The organism is Mycobacterium sp. 3-98 (assembly GCF_035918355.1).
GTDB classification, from domain to species: domain Bacteria; phylum Actinomycetota; class Actinomycetes; order Mycobacteriales; family Mycobacteriaceae; genus Mycobacterium; species Mycobacterium intracellulare.
The window spans coordinates 3682709-3699157 of the sequence record NZ_CP142360.1 but is presented as its reverse complement, the minus strand read 5'-3'; the positions used below and the strand labels follow the sequence as shown (position 1 = coordinate 3699157).

18 protein-coding genes are annotated in these 16449 nt (G+C 67.9%); 9 read left to right on the top strand and 9 right to left on the bottom strand.

Annotated elements, in window-relative coordinates; all coding sequences use genetic code 11:
• Positions 1 to 20: 20 nt before the first annotated feature.
• The gene (locus tag QGN30_RS17515) at positions 21 to 653 is read right to left on the bottom strand and encodes a chitin-binding protein (RefSeq protein ID WP_248923606.1); all 633 of its coding nucleotides are present in this window, start codon (positions 651 to 653) and stop codon (positions 21 to 23) included.
• Between the two features lie 203 nt (positions 654 to 856).
• On the opposite strand from QGN30_RS17515, the gene QGN30_RS17510 reads away from it, so the two are divergent.
• From QGN30_RS17510 to QGN30_RS17500, 3 genes are all read left to right on the top strand, one after another.
• The gene (locus QGN30_RS17510; protein ID WP_014384435.1) at positions 857 to 1570 is read left to right on the top strand and encodes a VIT1/CCC1 transporter family protein; all 714 of its coding nucleotides are present in this window, start codon (positions 857 to 859) and stop codon (positions 1568 to 1570) included.
• A gap of 100 nt (positions 1571 to 1670) precedes the next feature.
• Positions 1671 to 2513 (top strand): thioesterase family protein, encoded by an 843-nt coding sequence (locus QGN30_RS17505; RefSeq protein WP_248923607.1) that lies wholly within the window; start codon positions 1671 to 1673, stop codon positions 2511 to 2513.
• A gap of 2 nt (positions 2514 to 2515) precedes the next feature.
• Complete coding sequence (locus tag QGN30_RS17500; protein ID WP_014379857.1) at positions 2516 to 4057, top strand: class I adenylate-forming enzyme family protein; 1542 nt, start codon at positions 2516 to 2518, stop codon at positions 4055 to 4057.
• Positions 4058 to 4138: 81 nt separating this feature from the next.
• On the opposite strand, the gene QGN30_RS17495 is transcribed toward QGN30_RS17500, so the two are convergent.
• On the bottom strand, positions 4139 to 4759 hold the full coding sequence (locus QGN30_RS17495; RefSeq protein ID WP_009952304.1) for a TIGR03085 family metal-binding protein: 621 nt from the start codon (positions 4757 to 4759) through the stop codon (positions 4139 to 4141).
• Positions 4760 to 4874: 115 nt separating this feature from the next.
• Here QGN30_RS17495 and htpG point away from each other — a divergent pair, with 115 nt between their 5' ends.
• The 3 genes from htpG to QGN30_RS17480 all read left to right on the top strand — a co-directional run bounded on the left by htpG (position 4875) and on the right by QGN30_RS17480 (position 8156).
• Positions 4875 to 6809, top strand: coding sequence for a molecular chaperone HtpG (htpG, locus tag QGN30_RS17490; RefSeq protein WP_326565084.1), 1935 nt, complete (start codon positions 4875 to 4877; stop codon positions 6807 to 6809).
• Between the two features lie 69 nt (positions 6810 to 6878).
• Complete coding sequence (locus QGN30_RS17485) at positions 6879 to 7094, top strand: hypothetical protein (protein ID WP_008255723.1); 216 nt, start codon at positions 6879 to 6881, stop codon at positions 7092 to 7094.
• A 42-nt stretch (positions 7095 to 7136) separates the two neighbouring features.
• Positions 7137 to 8156, top strand: a complete 1020-nt coding sequence (locus tag QGN30_RS17480; protein ID WP_008255724.1) for a TIGR03617 family F420-dependent LLM class oxidoreductase — start codon at positions 7137 to 7139, stop codon at positions 8154 to 8156.
• Between the two features lie 44 nt (positions 8157 to 8200).
• On the opposite strand, the gene QGN30_RS17475 is transcribed toward QGN30_RS17480, so the two are convergent.
• Entirely contained in the window at positions 8201 to 8944 is a 744-nt protein-coding gene (locus QGN30_RS17475) for a sensor domain-containing protein (RefSeq protein WP_008255725.1), read from the bottom strand.
• A gap of 119 nt (positions 8945 to 9063) precedes the next feature.
• On the opposite strand from QGN30_RS17475, the gene QGN30_RS17470 reads away from it, so the two are divergent.
• The gene (locus QGN30_RS17470) at positions 9064 to 9423 is read left to right on the top strand and encodes a bleomycin resistance protein (RefSeq protein ID WP_014711398.1); all 360 of its coding nucleotides are present in this window, start codon (positions 9064 to 9066) and stop codon (positions 9421 to 9423) included.
• 252 nt (positions 9424 to 9675) lie between these two features.
• Here QGN30_RS17470 and QGN30_RS17465 read toward each other — a convergent pair whose 3' ends face one another.
• Positions 9676 to 10068: a DoxX family protein gene (locus QGN30_RS17465; protein ID WP_008255727.1), complete on the bottom strand. Its 393-nt coding sequence runs from the start codon at positions 10066 to 10068 to the stop codon at positions 9676 to 9678.
• A 29-nt stretch (positions 10069 to 10097) separates the two neighbouring features.
• Complete coding sequence (locus tag QGN30_RS17460) at positions 10098 to 11228, bottom strand: NDMA-dependent alcohol dehydrogenase (RefSeq protein ID WP_014941720.1); 1131 nt, start codon at positions 11226 to 11228, stop codon at positions 10098 to 10100.
• Positions 11229 to 11379: 151 nt separating this feature from the next.
• On the opposite strand from QGN30_RS17460, the gene QGN30_RS17455 reads away from it, so the two are divergent.
• Positions 11380 to 12555, top strand: a complete 1176-nt coding sequence (locus QGN30_RS17455) for a thiolase family protein (protein WP_009952300.1) — start codon at positions 11380 to 11382, stop codon at positions 12553 to 12555.
• Between the two features lie 51 nt (positions 12556 to 12606).
• On the opposite strand, the gene QGN30_RS17450 is transcribed toward QGN30_RS17455, so the two are convergent.
• Positions 12607 to 13170 carry a hypothetical protein gene (locus QGN30_RS17450; RefSeq protein ID WP_014382325.1) on the bottom strand — a complete coding sequence of 188 codons (564 nt, stop codon included), beginning with the start codon at positions 13168 to 13170 and terminating at the stop codon, positions 12607 to 12609.
• A gap of 170 nt (positions 13171 to 13340) precedes the next feature.
• On the opposite strand from QGN30_RS17450, the gene QGN30_RS17445 reads away from it, so the two are divergent.
• Positions 13341 to 14069 (top strand): 3'(2'),5'-bisphosphate nucleotidase CysQ, encoded by a 729-nt coding sequence (locus QGN30_RS17445; protein ID WP_095763094.1) that lies wholly within the window; start codon positions 13341 to 13343, stop codon positions 14067 to 14069.
• A gap of 31 nt (positions 14070 to 14100) precedes the next feature.
• On the opposite strand, the gene QGN30_RS17440 is transcribed toward QGN30_RS17445, so the two are convergent.
• The 3 genes from QGN30_RS17440 to QGN30_RS17430 are packed head-to-tail and all read right to left on the bottom strand — an operon-like array spanning position 14101 to position 16432.
• On the bottom strand, positions 14101 to 15645 hold the full coding sequence (locus QGN30_RS17440) for a multicopper oxidase family protein (protein ID WP_009952296.1): 1545 nt from the start codon (positions 15643 to 15645) through the stop codon (positions 14101 to 14103).
• The gene (locus QGN30_RS17435; RefSeq protein ID WP_009952293.1) at positions 15642 to 16067 is read right to left on the bottom strand and encodes a hypothetical protein; all 426 of its coding nucleotides are present in this window, start codon (positions 16065 to 16067) and stop codon (positions 15642 to 15644) included. The genes QGN30_RS17440 and QGN30_RS17435 overlap by 4 nt, the downstream gene beginning before the upstream one ends.
• Positions 16064 to 16432 carry a DoxX family protein gene (locus QGN30_RS17430; RefSeq protein ID WP_009952292.1) on the bottom strand — a complete coding sequence of 123 codons (369 nt, stop codon included), beginning with the start codon at positions 16430 to 16432 and terminating at the stop codon, positions 16064 to 16066. The genes QGN30_RS17435 and QGN30_RS17430 overlap by 4 nt, the downstream gene beginning before the upstream one ends.
• Between the last annotated feature and the right edge of the window lie 17 nt (positions 16433 to 16449).

Here is a 16449-nt window from a genome sequence, read left to right as displayed (position 1 = left end):
GGCATCGCGTTCAGCGATCTTTACAGCGGAATCCAGACCCCGAAGAAGTCGAATCCCCACTGGTTGAAACGAGGGTTCCAGTACGGCGTTTCCTGGTAGCCCCAGTAGTCGATCGGGCCGTAAACCCAGTGACCGCCGGGCGGGGGGAGCGGTCGATCCCACGCCGGCCGCGGCGGCGCGCCCGGGCCCCACGGGCCGGGCCCGTCGCCCCACGGGGCGCCGTGGAAGTAGCCGCGCTGGTCATCGCCGTGCCACGGGCCACCCGGGCCACCGGGTCCGCCCGGACCACCGGGTCCACCCTGGTGATCGGGACCGGGGCCGCCGGGACCACCCGGACCGCCCGGGTGATCGGGACCGGGACCGCCGGGTCCACCCGGCCCGCCAGGCCCGCCAGGCCCACCGGGATGACCGGGTCCACCCGGGCCCCCGGGCGGGCCACCAGGACCACCGGGACCACCGGGTCCACCGGGTCCGCCGGGATCGTTGGGCCCGGTGGGGGCGTGGAAGCCCCCGGGCTGCGGTGCGCCATGACCACCGGGACCGGGCGGCGGACCGCCCGGCGCGGCGTTGGCAAACCCGGCGCCCATTCCCAGGGCCGCAGCGCTGAGCGCGCCGGCGATGGTCACCCCTCCGACAAGCTGCTTCAACTTCATGGTGCTTCACCTATCCACTAGGGACTTCTTCAACTAGGGATGTGCTCGGAACCTCCCCCTGACACAACCCAGACGCTAGATAGCTTCCCTATGGACTAGCTGTGTCTGGCCCATGCAATGCTTGGGCGGGGCATCGAAACGCACCGGTTTGGCAAGGCTAGGTTGGCTAGTCGGCCAGGGTTTTCCTCTATATCGTTGCCGCCGTGTCGACTACGTCACATCCGGCCGAACCGCATGTCGGATCGGTGTCCTCGAAGCTGAATTGGCTGCGCGCGGGCGTGCTGGGCGCCAACGACGGGATCGTCTCCACCGCGGGCATCGTCGTCGGGGTTGCGGCGGCAACGACCCTGCGAGCGCCGATCTTGACCGCCGGAAGCGCCGCGCTGGTCGCCGGAGCGGTGTCGATGGCGCTCGGCGAATACGTATCCGTCAGCACCCAACGCGACACGGAAAGGGCGTTGCTGCGCCAGGAGCGTCGCGAATTGCGCGACGATCCGGCCGCCGAACTGGACGAGCTCGCCGAACTCTATGAAGCGAAAGGCCTGACGGCCGCCACCGCGCGCACCGTGGCAGAGGAACTCACCGATCAGAATCCGTTGCTGGCCCATGCCGAGGTCGAACTCGGCATCAATCCCGAGGAGCTGACGAATCCGTGGCAGGCGGCGGCGTCGTCGGCCCTGTCCTTCGCGATCGGCGCCCTGCTGCCGTTGATCGCCATTCTGGCCCCGCCGACCACGTGGCGGATCCCCGTCACCATGGTGGCGGTGCTGATGGCGCTGGTGGTCACCGGAGCGGTCTCGGCCGGCCTGGGCGGGGCGCCGAAGCTTCGCGCGGTGCTGCGCAACGCCATCGGGGGCAGCCTCGCACTGACGGTCACCTACGTGATCGGTCACCTGGTGGGCGCCGCCATCGACTGACCGGCACGGTGCGCATCCAGCGACTGGAAGCGCAACTGTAACATTCACGGTTGCGGATCTCAGCAGGGTTCCGCGATCCCCTCACGCGAAGGGTCATGCAGTGGCCGAGCCCAATTTCGTTCCGGATGAAGCCCGATGGGCGGAACCGGCGCCGTATTTCGTGCGCGACGAAAATCATTTCGTACCAACACAAATCGCGCGCGGCGGCTGGGGTCCATCGCTCAGCGGCCACGTCGTCGGCGGACTCTTGGCGTGGGCGGTCGAGCGGGCCGCGCCGGACGCGCACCTGCAACCGGCGCGGCTCACCGTCGACCTGCCCCGGCCGACGGCGCTCAAACCGCTCGAGGTGCACACCGAGGTGCGCCAGGACCGGCGGCGTTTGCGGCTGGTCGAGGCCGTCATCATCCAGGACGGCGCCCCCGTGGCACAGGCCAGCGCGCTGTTCGTGCGGCGCGGTCCCCAGCCCGACGGACACATCTGGTCACCGCCGGTACAGATGCCGCCGATGCCGCTGGGTGAGACTTCCCCGACGCTTTTCATGCGCACCTACGGCTGGGGCTCGGAGGTGCAGAACCCCGAGCCGGATTGGCCCCAGACCGATGGCCCGAAATACACCTGGTTGCACGAGAACCGCCCGTTGATCGACGACGAACCGCTGTCCGCCTTCACCCGCGCCGCGATGGCGGGCGACATCACGGCCTCGATCGCCAACTGGGGCACCAACTCCCTGGAATTCATCAACGTCGACTACACGCTGACGCTGACCCGGCTGCCCGAGGGACCGCACATCGGGCTGGCTTCCCTCATGCATCACAGCCACGACGGGGTGGCCAGCGGCTCCGCGGTACTTGTCGACGAGAAGGGCCCGATCGGCACCGGTGTGTCGGTCGCCGTCGCGCACTCGGGATTTCGCCCGCCCTCCACCGACCCGACGGTGCGCTGACGTTGGCTGGCGCCGGCACGTTCTGGGCGTTGATTGCCGATGCGGCGCAACGTGGATCGAACCGGCCGCTTCTCGCCGACGAGCACGGTCGCAGCCTGACCGCACGCCAGCTCCACGACGCCGCGTGCGCCACTGCCGCCGCCTTCGCCGAACGGGGTGTCCGCGCGGGGACCGTGGTGTCCTGGCAGCTGCCCACCACCCTGGAAACCCTGGTGGTGATGTCCGCGCTGGCCCGGCTGGGCGCGGTGCAAAACCCGATCATCCCGTTGCTGCGCGAGAGCGAAGTCGGCTTCATCACCGGCCAGTTGAACACCGAATTCCTTGTGGCACCAGATGTTTGGCGCGGCTTCGACCATGGCGGCCTGGCCCGCGAGTTGGCGCGGGACAAGGGTTTTGAGGTCATCACCCTCGACCTGGAAACGCCTCCGTCCGGCGGGCTGCGGCTGCCCGGCGCCCACCACGGATCCCTGCCCGCGCCCCCACGATCGGCCGACGACGCCCGCTGGGTCTACTACTCCTCCGGGACCACCGCGGACCCCAAAGGGATCCGCCACACCGATACCTCGGTCATCGCCGGCTCGGCGGGGGTGGTGGGCATGGTCGGGGCCACGAGCAGCGACGTGGACCCCATCGCCTTCCCGATCGCTCACATCGGCGGGGCGGCGATGCTGGCGACGGCCCTGCTGACCGGCATGCGGCTGGCGCTGTTCGCGTCGTTCGACCCCGCGACGACGCCGCTGGCCATCGCCGCCCACAACCCGACGTTCCTGGGCACCGCCACCCCGTTCTTCGTGGCGTTCCTGGAAGCCCAACGCGCCCACGGTGATCGGCCGTTGTTTCCGTCCGTGCGGGGTGGCCTGGCGGGAGGCGCGCCCATCACCGCCGAACTCGGACGGCAGGTCCGGGAGACCTTCGGCATCGCCGGGATCGCCAACGCGTGGGGGATGACCGAGTTTCCGTGTGCGACTTCGCCGCCCCTGACCGCCCCGCCGGAGGTGCTCGACCACACCGTCGGCCCGCCGGTGCCCGGGGTCAAGGTTCGCGTGGTCGACAACTACGAGGTCGAACTGGGCGCCGGCCAGGAGGGGGAGCTGCGACTCAAGGGCCCCCAATGTTTCCTCGGTTACGCCGATCCTTCGCTGGACGCCGAGGCTTTCGACAACGACGGGTGGCTGCGCACAGGCGATCTCGGCCTGATCGATGCGGACGGCAACGTCCGCGTCACCGGTCGCACCAAAGACGCGATCATCCGAAACGCGGAGAACATCTCCGCCCTCGAGATCGAGAATGCGCTCGCGACCCATCCCGCCGTCGCCGACGTCGCCGTCATCGGGATCCCCGACCCGCGCACCGGCGAACGCGTCTGCGCCGTCGTGGTGCCCGCCACCGCCGACGGTGTGACGCTGGAATCCCTTGTGCAACACTGCCAATCGCGGGGGCTGAGCCGTTACAAGCACCCCGAACATCTCGTGGTCGTCGACACGCTCCCGCGCAATCAATTCGGCAAGGTGATCAAAAAGGACCTGCGCGCGGCGTTTGGGTGACCTTCCCTATTCGCGCACGTGTAACGCCACGGCGAGATTCCGCTGAATTTTTCGCCGTGGCGTTACGCCCGCGGCGCGATGCTATAACCCCTTGGGCGCGTCGCGAACCGCCTGCACCGCCGCGGCGTCGCCGTCGAACTCGACCTGCGCCGCGCGCCCGACGGAGAACAGCAACAGCTCGGCGGGCGCGCCGGTCACCGTGACCGCCGGACCCTGACCGGCGGTGAGCAACGTCTTGCCCTCCGGGGTGCGCAGCGCCACCCGGGCGGGCACCTTGGCGAGCGTCATCCGGGCCATCAGCGGCAGGGTGCGGCGCAGCATCGTGCTCAGCGCGGGCTCCAGCGCGCGCGGCTGCCAGCCCGGCTGCGCGCGGCGCACGTCCTCGTGATGGATGAACATCTCGGCGACGTTGGCGACCGGGTCGAGCAGCTTGAGCGGGGAGTAGACCGGCGGGCCGGCGGCGACCTTGCCGACCAGCTCGTCCCACTCGTTTCGCTCGCTCACCTGGTTTTGCACCTTGGCGGTGTGGGAGGCGAAGAACGGGATCAGGATGCCCGGGGCGGCGTCGGGCCGATACTCCCGGATCATCAGGTGGGCGGCCAGGTCCCGCGTCGTCCAGCCCTCGCACAGGGTGGGAGCGTCCGGACCGACCTCGCGCATGGTGTCCACCAGGGCGGCGCGTTCGCGTTGAGCAACAGACATGGGTTCAGCGTAGAGCCGGTCACCCCCGAAGAGGACGGGTCCACCACACACCGACGGCCGGCGGCTCGGTAAATTTGAGACCGTCCGGCCCTGGAAAGGAGATATAGGAGAAGTCATGAACGCGCGCGTCGAGCAGTTGGAGTTTCAGGCAGAGGCTCGGCAACTGCTGGATCTGATGGTCCACTCCGTCTACTCCAACAAGGACTCGTTCCTGCGGGAGCTGATCTCCAACGCCTCCGACGCGTTGGACAAGCTGCGGCTCGAAGCGTTCCGCAACAAGGACCTCGACGTCGACACCTCCGACCTGCACATCGAGATCGACGTCGACCACCAGGCGCGCACCCTGACCATCCGCGACAACGGCATCGGCATGACCCGCGCCGAAGTGGTCGACCTGATCGGGACGCTGGCCAAGTCGGGCACCGCCGAGCTGCGCCAGCAACTCCGCGAGGCCAAGAACGCCAAGAACGAGGCCGCCTCCGAGGAACTCATCGGCCAGTTCGGCATCGGCTTCTATTCGAGCTTCATGGTGGCCGACAAGGTCGAACTACTCACCCGCAAGGCCGGCGAGAGCGACGCCACCAAATGGGAATCCAGCGGCGAGGGCACCTACACGATCGAATCGATCGACGGTGCGCCGCAGGGGACGTCGGTCATCCTGCACCTCAAGCCCGAAGACGCCGAGGACGAGCTGCACGACTACACCTCGGAGTTCAAGCTTCGGGGTCTGGTCAAGAAGTACTCCGACTTCATCGCCTGGCCCATTCGTATGCAGGTCGAGCGCCGGGAACCGGCTGCCGAGGAAGGCGGCGAGGAGACCGTCACCATCGAGACCGAGACCCTCAACTCGATGAAGGCCCTGTGGGCCAGGCCCAAAGACGAGGTCTCCGAGGAGGAGTACAAGGAGTTCTACAAGCACATCGCGCACGCGTGGGACGACCCGCTCGAAGTCATCGCGATGAAGGCCGAGGGCACCTTCGAATACCAGGCGCTGCTGTTCATTCCGTCGCACGCGCCGTTCGATCTGTTCAACCGCGACGCCCAGATCGGCATCCAGCTCTACGTCAAGCGCGTGTTCATCATGGGCGACTGCGACCAGCTCATGCCCGAATACCTGCGCTTCGTCAAGGGTGTGGTTGACGCGCAGGACATGTCGCTCAATGTCTCGCGCGAGATCCTGCAACAGGACCGCCAGATCAACGCCATCCGCCGGCGCTTGACCAAGAAGGTCCTGTCCACCATCAAGGATCTGCAGTCCGAGCGCCCCGACGACTATCGGACCTTCTGGACCCAATTCGGCCGGGTCGTCAAGGAAGGCCTGCTGTCGGACTTCGACAACCAGGACACGTTGCTGCAGATCTCCTCGTTCGCCTCGACGCACAGCGAGGAGGAAGCCACCACGCTCGCCCAGTACGTGGAGCGCATGAAGGACGGCCAGACGCAGATCTTCTACGCCACGGGGGAGACGCGTCAGCAGATCCTGAAGTCGCCGCATCTCGAGGCGTTCAAGGCCAAGGGCTACGAGGTGCTGCTGCTCACCGACCCGGTCGACGAAGTCTGGGTGGGGACCGTGACGGAGTTCGACGGCAAGCCGCTGCAGTCGATCGCCAAGGGTGAGGTGGACCTCAGCGCCGAGGGCGACGAGAGCGAGGCCGAGCGCGAAGAGCAGCAGAAGGAATTCGCCGACCTGCTCACCTGGCTGAAGGACACCCTGGCCGATCACGTCAAGGAAGTTCGGCTCTCCACCCGGCTGACCGACTCGCCGGCCTGCCTGATCACCGACGCCTTCGGGATCACGCCCGCGCTTGCCCGCCTCTACCGCGCCTCGGGGCAGGACATCCCGGTGGGCAAGCGGATCCTCGAGCTCAATCCGAACCACCCGCTGGTCACGGGCCTTCGCCAGGCACACCAGGACCGCAGCGACGACCCGTCCATCGCTGAGACCGCCGAATTGCTCTACGGCACAGCGCTTCTCGCCGAGGGCGGCGCGCTCGACGATCCGGCGCGGTTTGCCGAGATGCTGGCCGATCGGTTGGCCCGCACGGTGTAGGCCGGGCTTGGGCGCCGGATGCCGAAGTTTTTCGGATTGAAACGCCGCGGGTGGGGATAATTAGGTCCCATGGCTGAGTTCCGCGTCATCGACCCTCACGGGCGGGTGGTCGCGACGAAGAATTTCGCCAACGCCGAGGCCGCGCACGCATGGTTCGTCCACTCGGTCGGCGGCAACACCGAGCTGGGCTGGCGCATGGAGGTCAACGACGACGGGCAGTGGGCCTTCTTCGATGACACCGAAGGCTTTACCGCCCCGGTGAGCCGACGGCCGACGAAGCGCTGAATCAACGATCGTCGCGCGCGGCCGGCCACGTAGGCTCCCACCATGCATGTCGACGCGATGACGACGCCCCAGCCGCTCGCTCAAATCGGCGAACTTGCCCGCCGGACCCAATCCGCCGGCTTCTCCGGTTTGTTGTTCACCGAGACGGGCCGCACCGCCTACCTGAACGCCGCGGTCGCGTCGCAGGCCGCGCCCGGTCTCGAGCTGTCCACGGGTGTCGCGGTGGCGTTCCCGCGCAGCCCCTTCGTCACCGCCGCCGCGGCGTGGGAACTGCAGGAAGCGACCGAGGGAAAGTTCCGGCTGGGTTTGGGAACTCAGGTGCGCACCCACGTCGTGCGGCGCTACGGCACGGCCTTCGAACGGCCCGGGCCGCGGCTGCGCGACTACCTGCTCGCCGTGAAGGCGTGTTTCGCGGCCTTTCGCTCCGGGACGCTCGACCACCACGGCGACTTCTACGATCTCGACTTCATCACCCCGCAGTGGAGCCCGGGACCCATCGGCGCTGTCGACCCGAAAGTCGATATCGCGGCGGTGAATCCGTGGATGCTGCGGATGGCCGGCGAGGTGGCCGACGGGGTGCACGTCCACCCGATCGGCGAACCGGGATACCTGGCCCGCCACGTCCTGCCGACGGTCGCCGAAGGGGCGGCCAAGGCCGGGCGTTCGGTGTCGGACCTCGCGATCATCGTGCCCGTCATGACGATCGTCGGTGACAGCGACGAGGAGCGCGACAAGCAGCGCGAAGTCGTGCGCGCCAGCATGGCGTTCTACGGAAGCACGCCCAACTACGCGTTCATCTGGGACGAGGCCGGTTTCGAGGGCACGACCGCCCGGATCCGGGAGAAACAAAAGGCCGGAGACTTCGCCGGCATGGCCGCCCAGGTCAGCGACGACCACATCGCCGTCTTCGCCACCGAGTCCAGCTGGGACGGCCTGGCCGACGCGTTGACCGACAAATACGCCGGCATGGCAACGCGTTTGGTGATGTACAACTCCGTGGCCGACCAGGACCGCTTCGAGCGCTACGGCGAGGTGGCGCGGCGGATACGGCACCGCCAATAGCGTTACGGCAGAAGGCTATCGGGGCCGTCGAGCATCGGAGTCCGCTACTGTTTGTCGACCTTCGCGGCGATCTGATTGGCGATGTTGACGCCGAGGTCCCCGACATCCTTGCGGCACACGTCGACGTCGATGACGACGTTGCGGCGGGCGGTCAGCGCCCGCTGACAGGGCATCGTGACGTTCGTGCCGTCCCCGTTGACGGTCACGATCACCGACGTGCTCAGCACCCCATTGGCGTTGGACACCTGCCTCACCTTCCACTGAAGCTCGGGGTGGGTGCCGTCGGCGGGGACGGTGTCCTGGCGGTTGGCGCAGGCGGGCCAGCGCTGAGATGACGTGGAGAAGAAGGCGTTCGCCTGCTCGGGGGAGGGATACAACACCACGAACTGGTAGACGTCGGGGCTTTCCAATTGGTTGCCGCGGGGCGGCGTCGGTGCGATGTCGTGGTAGCCGTACACGCCGGTGCTTCCGCTGTCGGCGTATTCGGACGCCAATCCGGCATGGATCGTGTACTTGCATTCGGGCGGAAAGGTGTAGTCGGTGCGGTGCACCGGGTCCTCGCCGAGGTTGGTGAACGGCGGGTCGCTCGTCGTTCCCCGGGTGCCCAGCGCGCTGTCGATGTCGTCGGGGCTGAGCATCAGGTCGGGCAGCGCGGCCTTCGCGAGGGGAGTCTTGGGCGACGCCGTGGTGGTCGTGCTCGACGACGCCGCGGTGTCGCCTGCGCTGCTGTCACCGCACCCGGCGACCAGTAGCCCGGCGACGGCGACGGCGGCAGTTAGCTGGCGCATGGTGGGTGCCCTTTCTGCTTGAGCCGACTCCTCAGGGGTCGTTTGCGGTGGAGCATACGACAGCACTGGCCGCGGCGCGCCGGTTCGGCGCGAAGCGCTATCTTCGCGGGGTGTCCGCAGTGAACTTCGCGTCCGTCGCGCCGATCGTCCCCGTTCGGAATCTCGATGTCGCCCTGGACCGCTACCGGCGGCTCGGGTTCGACGCGCGCGCATACGACGGCCCGGACCGCTACGGCTTCGTCGACCGCGGGTCGGTGTCGCTGCACCTCACCGAGTGGGACGAACACGACCCGTTGCGCACCGCCGCGAGCGTGTACTTCTACGTCAGCGACGCCGACGCGCTGCACGCCGAGTGGTCCGCGCTGGAGAATCTCGAGGGCCGCTTGATCGCGCCGCAGGACACGCCCTACGGATTGCGGGAGTTCGCCTATGTCGATCCCGACGGGACCGCGCACCGGGTCGGCTCGCCCCTGACCTGATCTTCGGCCGTCGCGCCGGCTTCGTGGCGCAGTGGTCACAGGCGCAACACGCGTCCCTCCGCCGGGCGACAGACGAAATGCCCACCTCCGAGCGACAATCCGAGCGGGAGCGGCGGGACACCGCCCCAACACCGGACCACCCCGCGCGGTTGTCGCTCGGAGGTGGGCATTTGCGGTCATCCTCCCCGGGCGGCGCCAAAGCTCCCTACGTGACGGCCGTGGTCAACAAGCGGTGATGCCGCGACGCGCGCGTCAGCTCTCGCGCCGGATCCTGAGCGCGGTGGTGATCATGGGAATCTGCAGCGGCAGCCGGGCCAGGGCCACGATCCGCATCGCCCACGGCTTGTCCCACCACAACCGGACCATGTTGACGTTGCCCGGGAAGACCCCGACGAACAGGGCGACGGCGGCCAGCGCGGCGGTTCGCCGGGTGCGTCGCGGCACCAGCAGCGCCCCGATCGCCAGCTCGGCCACTCCCGACCCGTAGGTGTACAGCCGCGGGCTGCCGGGCAGTTCGACGGGGATGATCGAGTCGAACGGTTTGGGCGCCACGAAGTGCAGGGTGCCGATGCCGAGCAGCATCGCCGCGACGCGGAAGGCGAGTCGCTGGGTGGCGTCACGGCCGGCGAGGGGTCTCGTTGTCATGGAGACATTGTGCCCATTGCGGCCACGGCCTACCCGCGGTCGGCGTCGGTGTAGCGGATGATGCCGCGAATGTTGCGCCCCTCGAGCATGTCGCGATAGCCGTCGTTGATCTGCTCGAGGGTGTACTCGCGCGTGACCATGTCGTCGAGATTGAGTTGCCCCAGCTTGTACAACTCGAGGATCGCCGGGATGTCGTACTGGGGATTGCCGCCACCAAAAATGCTGCCCTGCAAGCTTTTCTGCAGCAGCGAGAGCCCGGCGAGGTTGAGGGTGACATCGTTGGCCATCACGCTGGCCATGCCGGTGACGCAACATACTCCGCCCTTGGCCGTCAGCGCCATCCACGACTCGATGTCTTTGCCGTCCACGTGGCCCACGGTGACGATTACCTTGCGGCACATCATGCCTCGCGTCGCCTCGGCAATGCCGGCCGCGGCGCAGCCCACGTCCGCGAAAGCCGCTGTGGCGCCGAACTTGAGCGCCTGCTCGCGCTTCCATTCGTAGGGATCGACGGCGAATATCCGTCGGGCCCCGGCGATGCGGGCGCCCTGCAGCGCCGCGACGCCGACGCCGCCGATGCCGATGACAGCGACGTCCTCACCCGGTGCGACCGCCGCGCTGCGCACCGCCGAGCCGTAGCCGGTGGTCACCCCGCAGCCCACCAGGCAGGCCACGTCGAACGGGATCGCGGGATCGATTTTGACCACCGAGGTCTGGTGCACCACCGCGTACGGCGCGAACGTCCCCAGCAGTGACATCGGGATGACGTCGCGGCCCCGCGCGGTCACCCGAAACGATCCGTCGGACACCGATTGACCCGACAGCAATCCCATGCCCAGGTCGCACAGGTTGCGCAGCCCCGTCTGGCACGGCGTGCACTTGCCGCAGGAGGGGATGAACGACATGACCACGTGGTCGCCGACGGCCAGGTGCTCGACACCGTCGCCGACCTCGGTGATGATGCCGGCGCCCTCGTGCCCGCCGAGCACCGGGAAGCAGGGGATGGGGAAGTCACCGGTCAGCAGGTGGTGGTCGGAGTGGCACAACCCTGCCGTCTCCAACCGGACCGTCACCTCGCCGGGGCGGGGATCGCCGATCTCGATCTCGTCGATCACCCAGGGTTCGTTGAGATCCCAGATCAGGGCGCCTTTGGTTTTCAACGGGGAGGCCTCCTGAACGTGTACTAACCGCTTAATTGTTAGCGCGGTCACAGACCGGCCCCCACCGAACTTAGACCAATACTATTGTCTATACAGTATTTGAAACGATTCGCCGCGACTGAACGCCGCCAGACCGCTCGAGGTTGAAAACATGGGTACACCCGTCATCGTTGGAGCCGTCCGAACGGCGATCGGCCGTTCCTTCAAGGGGACGCTGGTCAACACGCCGCCCGAGACGCTGATCACCGCGGTGCTTCCCGAGGTGGTGCGCCGGTCCGGTGTGGACCCGGCTGCCATCGACGACATCATTTTCGCCGAATCCCATTACGGGGGCGGCGATCTCGCGCGGTATGCGGCCACCGCGACCGGCCTCGAGCATGTCCCCGGTCAATCGGTCAACCGGCATTGCGCGGGCAGCCTCACCGCGATCGGCAACGCGGCGGCGCAGATCGGTTCCGGCATGGAGCGGGTGCTGATCGCCGGCGGCGTGCAGTCGCTGTCGATGACGCCGCTGACCAACTGGCGCATCCCCGGACCCGAGCTGAAGTTCGAGGAGCGGTGGATGCCGCCGACGCACGTCGAGACGCCCGACGCGCCGGCCAAGGACATGTCGATCACGGTCGGCTGGAACACCGCCCAGACCGTCGGCATCACGCGCGAAGAGATGGACGCGTGGGCGGCCCGCTCGCACCAGCGCGCCGTCGCGGCCCAGGACGCGGGCAAGTTCGTCGATGAGATCCTGCCCCTGAAGATTTCGCAGGCGGACGGTTCGGTCATCGAGTTCGCCGTCGACGAACACCCCCGCCGTGACACCACCGTCGAAAAGCTGGCCGGCCTCAAGGTATTGCACCCCGAGATCGAGGGCTTCTCGATCACGGCGGGCAACAGCAGCGGCACCAACGACGCCGCGGCCGCGGTCGCGCTGGTCGACCGCGAGTACGCCGACGCGGAGAAGCTCAACGTGATGGGCACGGTCAGGGCGTGGGCCGCCGCGGGCGTGCCGCCGCGGGACTGCGGCCTGGGTGCGGTCAAGGTCATCGGAAAGGTGTTGCAGCGCGCCGGGTTGTCGCCCGGCGACGTGGCGCTGTGGGAGATCAACGAGGCGTTCGCGTCCGTGCCGATCGCGGCGTGCCGGGAATACGGCCTCGACGAGGAGAAGGTGAACTTCTCCGGTAGCGGCTGCAGCCTGGGCCACCCGATCGCGGCCTCCGGCGCGCGCATGGTGACCACGCTGGCCTACGAGCTGGCCCGCCGCGGCGGCGGCATCGGCGTCGCGGCGATGTGCGCCGGCGGCGGCCAGGGCGGCGCTGTCGTCATCGAGGTCTAGCGGCGATCGCGAGGGCGGCAAAGCGGGTCGCCGCCATCAGGTCTAGCGGCGTCAGTTACAGAACGTGTAGCCGATGAACTGGGTGCCGCGCGTGTCGCCGCTGGCGTAGTTGGCGAAGTGCACGGCCGGTTTTCCGTCGTACTGCGTGTTCATCTGCTGCACGGACGGCGGCGGGACGTCTTTGGGGAAGGCCAGGATCATGTCGGCGAAAATCTCCAGGCCGGCCTGGCAGATGGCTTCGCGCCGGGGCGGCTGTGGATTCCACGCGTGCACCACGACCGGCTCGGTCAGCTGAGATCCCGTCGCGCAATTCGGGTCGCAGAGCTTGAACACGGCCGTGCCGGTTCCGTCGGCGCCCTGCGGTCCCCAGGAGTTCCACGACATGTCCTGCAGCGCAACCGCCACGCTGGCGCACCCCAGAACGTTGAGCTTCTTGGGACGCGCGACCGGAGGGACGGACGGGTTGTAGCAGCCGGGGATGGCGAAGCTCTCCGGTGCCGACGGCGGTGGGCTGGTGGTGGGACCCGTCGCGCTGTGGTTGCCTTCGGTTACGCGCACCCCCACGACGGCCAAAACCCCGACCAGCACGACCGCCGCGATGCCGATCGCGATCAAACGCCCCCGCGAGATGTGCCGCAACCGCCTCGATGTAGGGACGTTGGCGTTGCCGCTCACAACCACCAGATTACGGACCAGTTTCTGGTCGGGGGTGGCAACCCGCGATGGCTTCTCAGGGTAAAGTTGGTCATCGCTGCCAACTTATCGAGGATTCCGTGGAGGCGCCGATGAATGACCATGACCTGGCCGCGCGGTTGGCCACCGACGCGGGCCAGCTGCTGCTCGGGGTCCGGCAGGAGTTCGCCGACGCGGAAGCGAACGAACGGAAAGCCGCGGGGGACAAGCGATCCCACGACTTTCTGATGGTTGCGCTCGCCGCGCAGCGCCCCGGCGACGCGGTGCTGTCCGAGGAGGGCGCCGACAACCCGGTGCGGTTGCGCGCGGAGCGCGTCTGGATCGTCGATCCGCTGGACGGGACGCGGGAGTTCTCCGAGCTCGGGCGCGACGACTGGGCGGTGCACGTCGCGTTGTGGGAGGCCGGCGAGCTGGTTGCCGGCGCCGTGGCGCTGCCGGCGCAGGGCATCACGTTCGCCACGCCCGACATCGCGTCGCCTCCGGCGGCGCCGGGCAAGCCGCGGATCGTGGTCTCGCGCACCCGCCCGCCCGCCATCGCGCTGAACGTCCGGGACGCGCTGGACGGCGTTCTGGTCGAAATGGGTTCGGCCGGCGCCAAGGTGGCGTCGATCGTCCAGGGCTTGTCCGATGTGTACGTGCACGCCGGCGGGCAGTATGAATGGGACTCCGCGGCCCCGGTGGCGGTGGCGCGCGCCGCGGGGCTGCACACCTCCCGCATCGACGGGTCCGCTCTGGCCTACAACCAGCCGGACCCGAAGCTGCCGGACCTCGTGGTGTGTCGTCCCGAGCTCGCGGAGGCCGTACTCGCGGTTACCGGCTGACCGGCCGCGCCGGCCTGCGTCCAGGGGACTGCTAGACCGTGACGAAATCCGCCATCATGGCCATGTCCTCGTGCTCGAGGTTGTGGCAGTGGACCAGATAGGTTCCGCGATAGTCGGTGAACCGCACGATCACTTCCACGGCTTCGGCCGGGGCCACGTCGACGGTGTCTTTCCAACCGTGATCGAAGCGCCCGGGCGGCTTGTTGTTGCGCGACAAGACTTGAAACGGGTTGAGATGGACGTGGATTGGATGCCGGATGTCGGTGATGAAGCGCCAGACTTCGACATCGCCGATGCGCGGCGTCGCAACCGGAGTGCCGGGCTTGTAGGGCTTGTTGTTGATCGTCCACACACCGGCCCGGCCTTGTCCGAACAGAAAGGTGCGGGTGGTCGTGGCACGCCTCCGGTCCAGGGGTGCAACGCTTTCGCTGAGCCGTTCGGGAATGCTTGATTCGTCTGAGCGGTCGGTGCCGAGGACGTCGAAGCGCATGACCTCCGTAGTGGACTGTGCGCCAAGGGTGTTGACGAGCCGTACCCGGGTGCCGCGACGGTAGCGGGAGAAGTCGACGACGACGTCGAAGCGTTCGGCCGGCGCGATGTCGATCGCGTCATGCGTGATCGGACTGCTCAGAAGCCCACCGTCACTTCCGATCTGGGTGAACGGCGGTCCCTCGGGTGGTGGCGGGTCGAGCCGCAATCGGTAGCGGCGGGCGTTGGAGGCGTTGAGTACTCGGAATCGATACCGTGCGGGATCGGTGTCGAGCACGGGCCATGGCGCGCCGTTGACCAGTACGACGTCGCCGAGCACGCCGTTCATATAGGGGGCGGCGACCTCACCGCCGTCGGCGAGCGGGTACTGGAACGAGCCGTCCGCGGCAAACGATCGATCGGTGATCATCAGCGCGATGTCGCGATCACCCTTCGGCAGCGGCAGGGCCAGCTCTTCATCGTCGTGAACGAGGTGAAATCCCGCGAGCCCACGCCAGACGGCTTGGCCGGTGTAGCCCATTCGGTGGTCGTGATACCACAGCGTCGCCGCGCGTTGCTGCATGGGGTAGACGTATTCGCGTTGCCCGACAACGGAATTGCGTGACATTCCCGCCGCCATGCCGCCGTCACCGGGAGTGACCTTCGGGCCCTGTGGTTCGATGAGGTCGAGCGGATAACCGTCACTGTCGGGCGGGGTATGGCCGCCATGAAGGTGCACAGCAACGGGAACGGGCAACGCGTTGTGGTGGCGGATCACGGTGCGCCGACCCGACCGGGAGACGATTGTGGGACCGGGAAAGGTTCCGCCATACGTCCAGGCGTGCGTCGTGAGGCCGGGCAGTATCGGCAGATCGGCGGCGCACTGGGTGATCTCGTAGTAATCGCTTGCGGCGTCGCTGGCGACGGGGGCCAGCCGAATTGGGATCGGCAACCGCGTCCGGTAGAGCGGCGGCAATGGTACCTGGCTGCGCAGCAGCTTGCCGGGCTCGGCGGGACCCAGCGCCAGCTGCGCCGCGGGCCATCCCGCTCCTGCGACACCGACGCCCGCCGTGAGCAAGCCGGCGCGCAGCAGGGTGCGCCGCTTCACGGTGCCACCTCGCCGTCGACGGCGCGCCGAGCCGGCAGCGGGGTGCGCCAAATCACCGTCGCCACTTGGACAATCCCGACGACGAGCAATACGCCCAGCGGAACGTGTACGGCAGTCAGTCGCAGTTCGCCTGCGGCGAACTCGGCGACGAGCAACAACGTCTGCGCCACGCCGCCCAAGAACGCGCCCCGCGGGCCGCCGAGACGCCAGATCCAGGCGAGGATAGCGACTTGCACCGCAGAGGTGAGGGTGATCGCTTTCGCCCCGAGCGAGTGCAGCATCAGCGCGTCGTACTGGCCGCCGAGAAAATTGCCCGCCAAAGTGGCCTGCGCGAGCGCGAGCACCACCATCGATGCGGTGCTGGCACGCGCCAACAGCAGCGGTCCCCGTGTGGTCGGGCCTCGCCGGCCACCGGCGTTCACAGGACCGCCGGGTGTGCTGCAATCGCCACGCCGAGGGCGGCGCAGTTGAGCGCCAGCAGGAATCCGCCGAACATCATCTGGCCCGTGATGTCGTGGGCCAGCACATGGGTGTACACGGCGCACACAAAAAATATGACCAACCCCGCAGCGGCGGCAATGCCTATTGCCGGTATCCACAGGCCCACGATGAGTCCCACGGTTCCCAATGTCTTCAGGGTGCCGATAGGAAACCTCAACCACGACACCGGCACGCCCGCGCTCGCCATCCCGGGCAGAATCGGCGCGAAGTGAACCAGCGCCGCGATACCCGAGAATCCATCGAAGGCGATCGCAGTGAATGTCACGATCAAATATGCGGTGTGCACCGTGTCCTCCCCGGGGA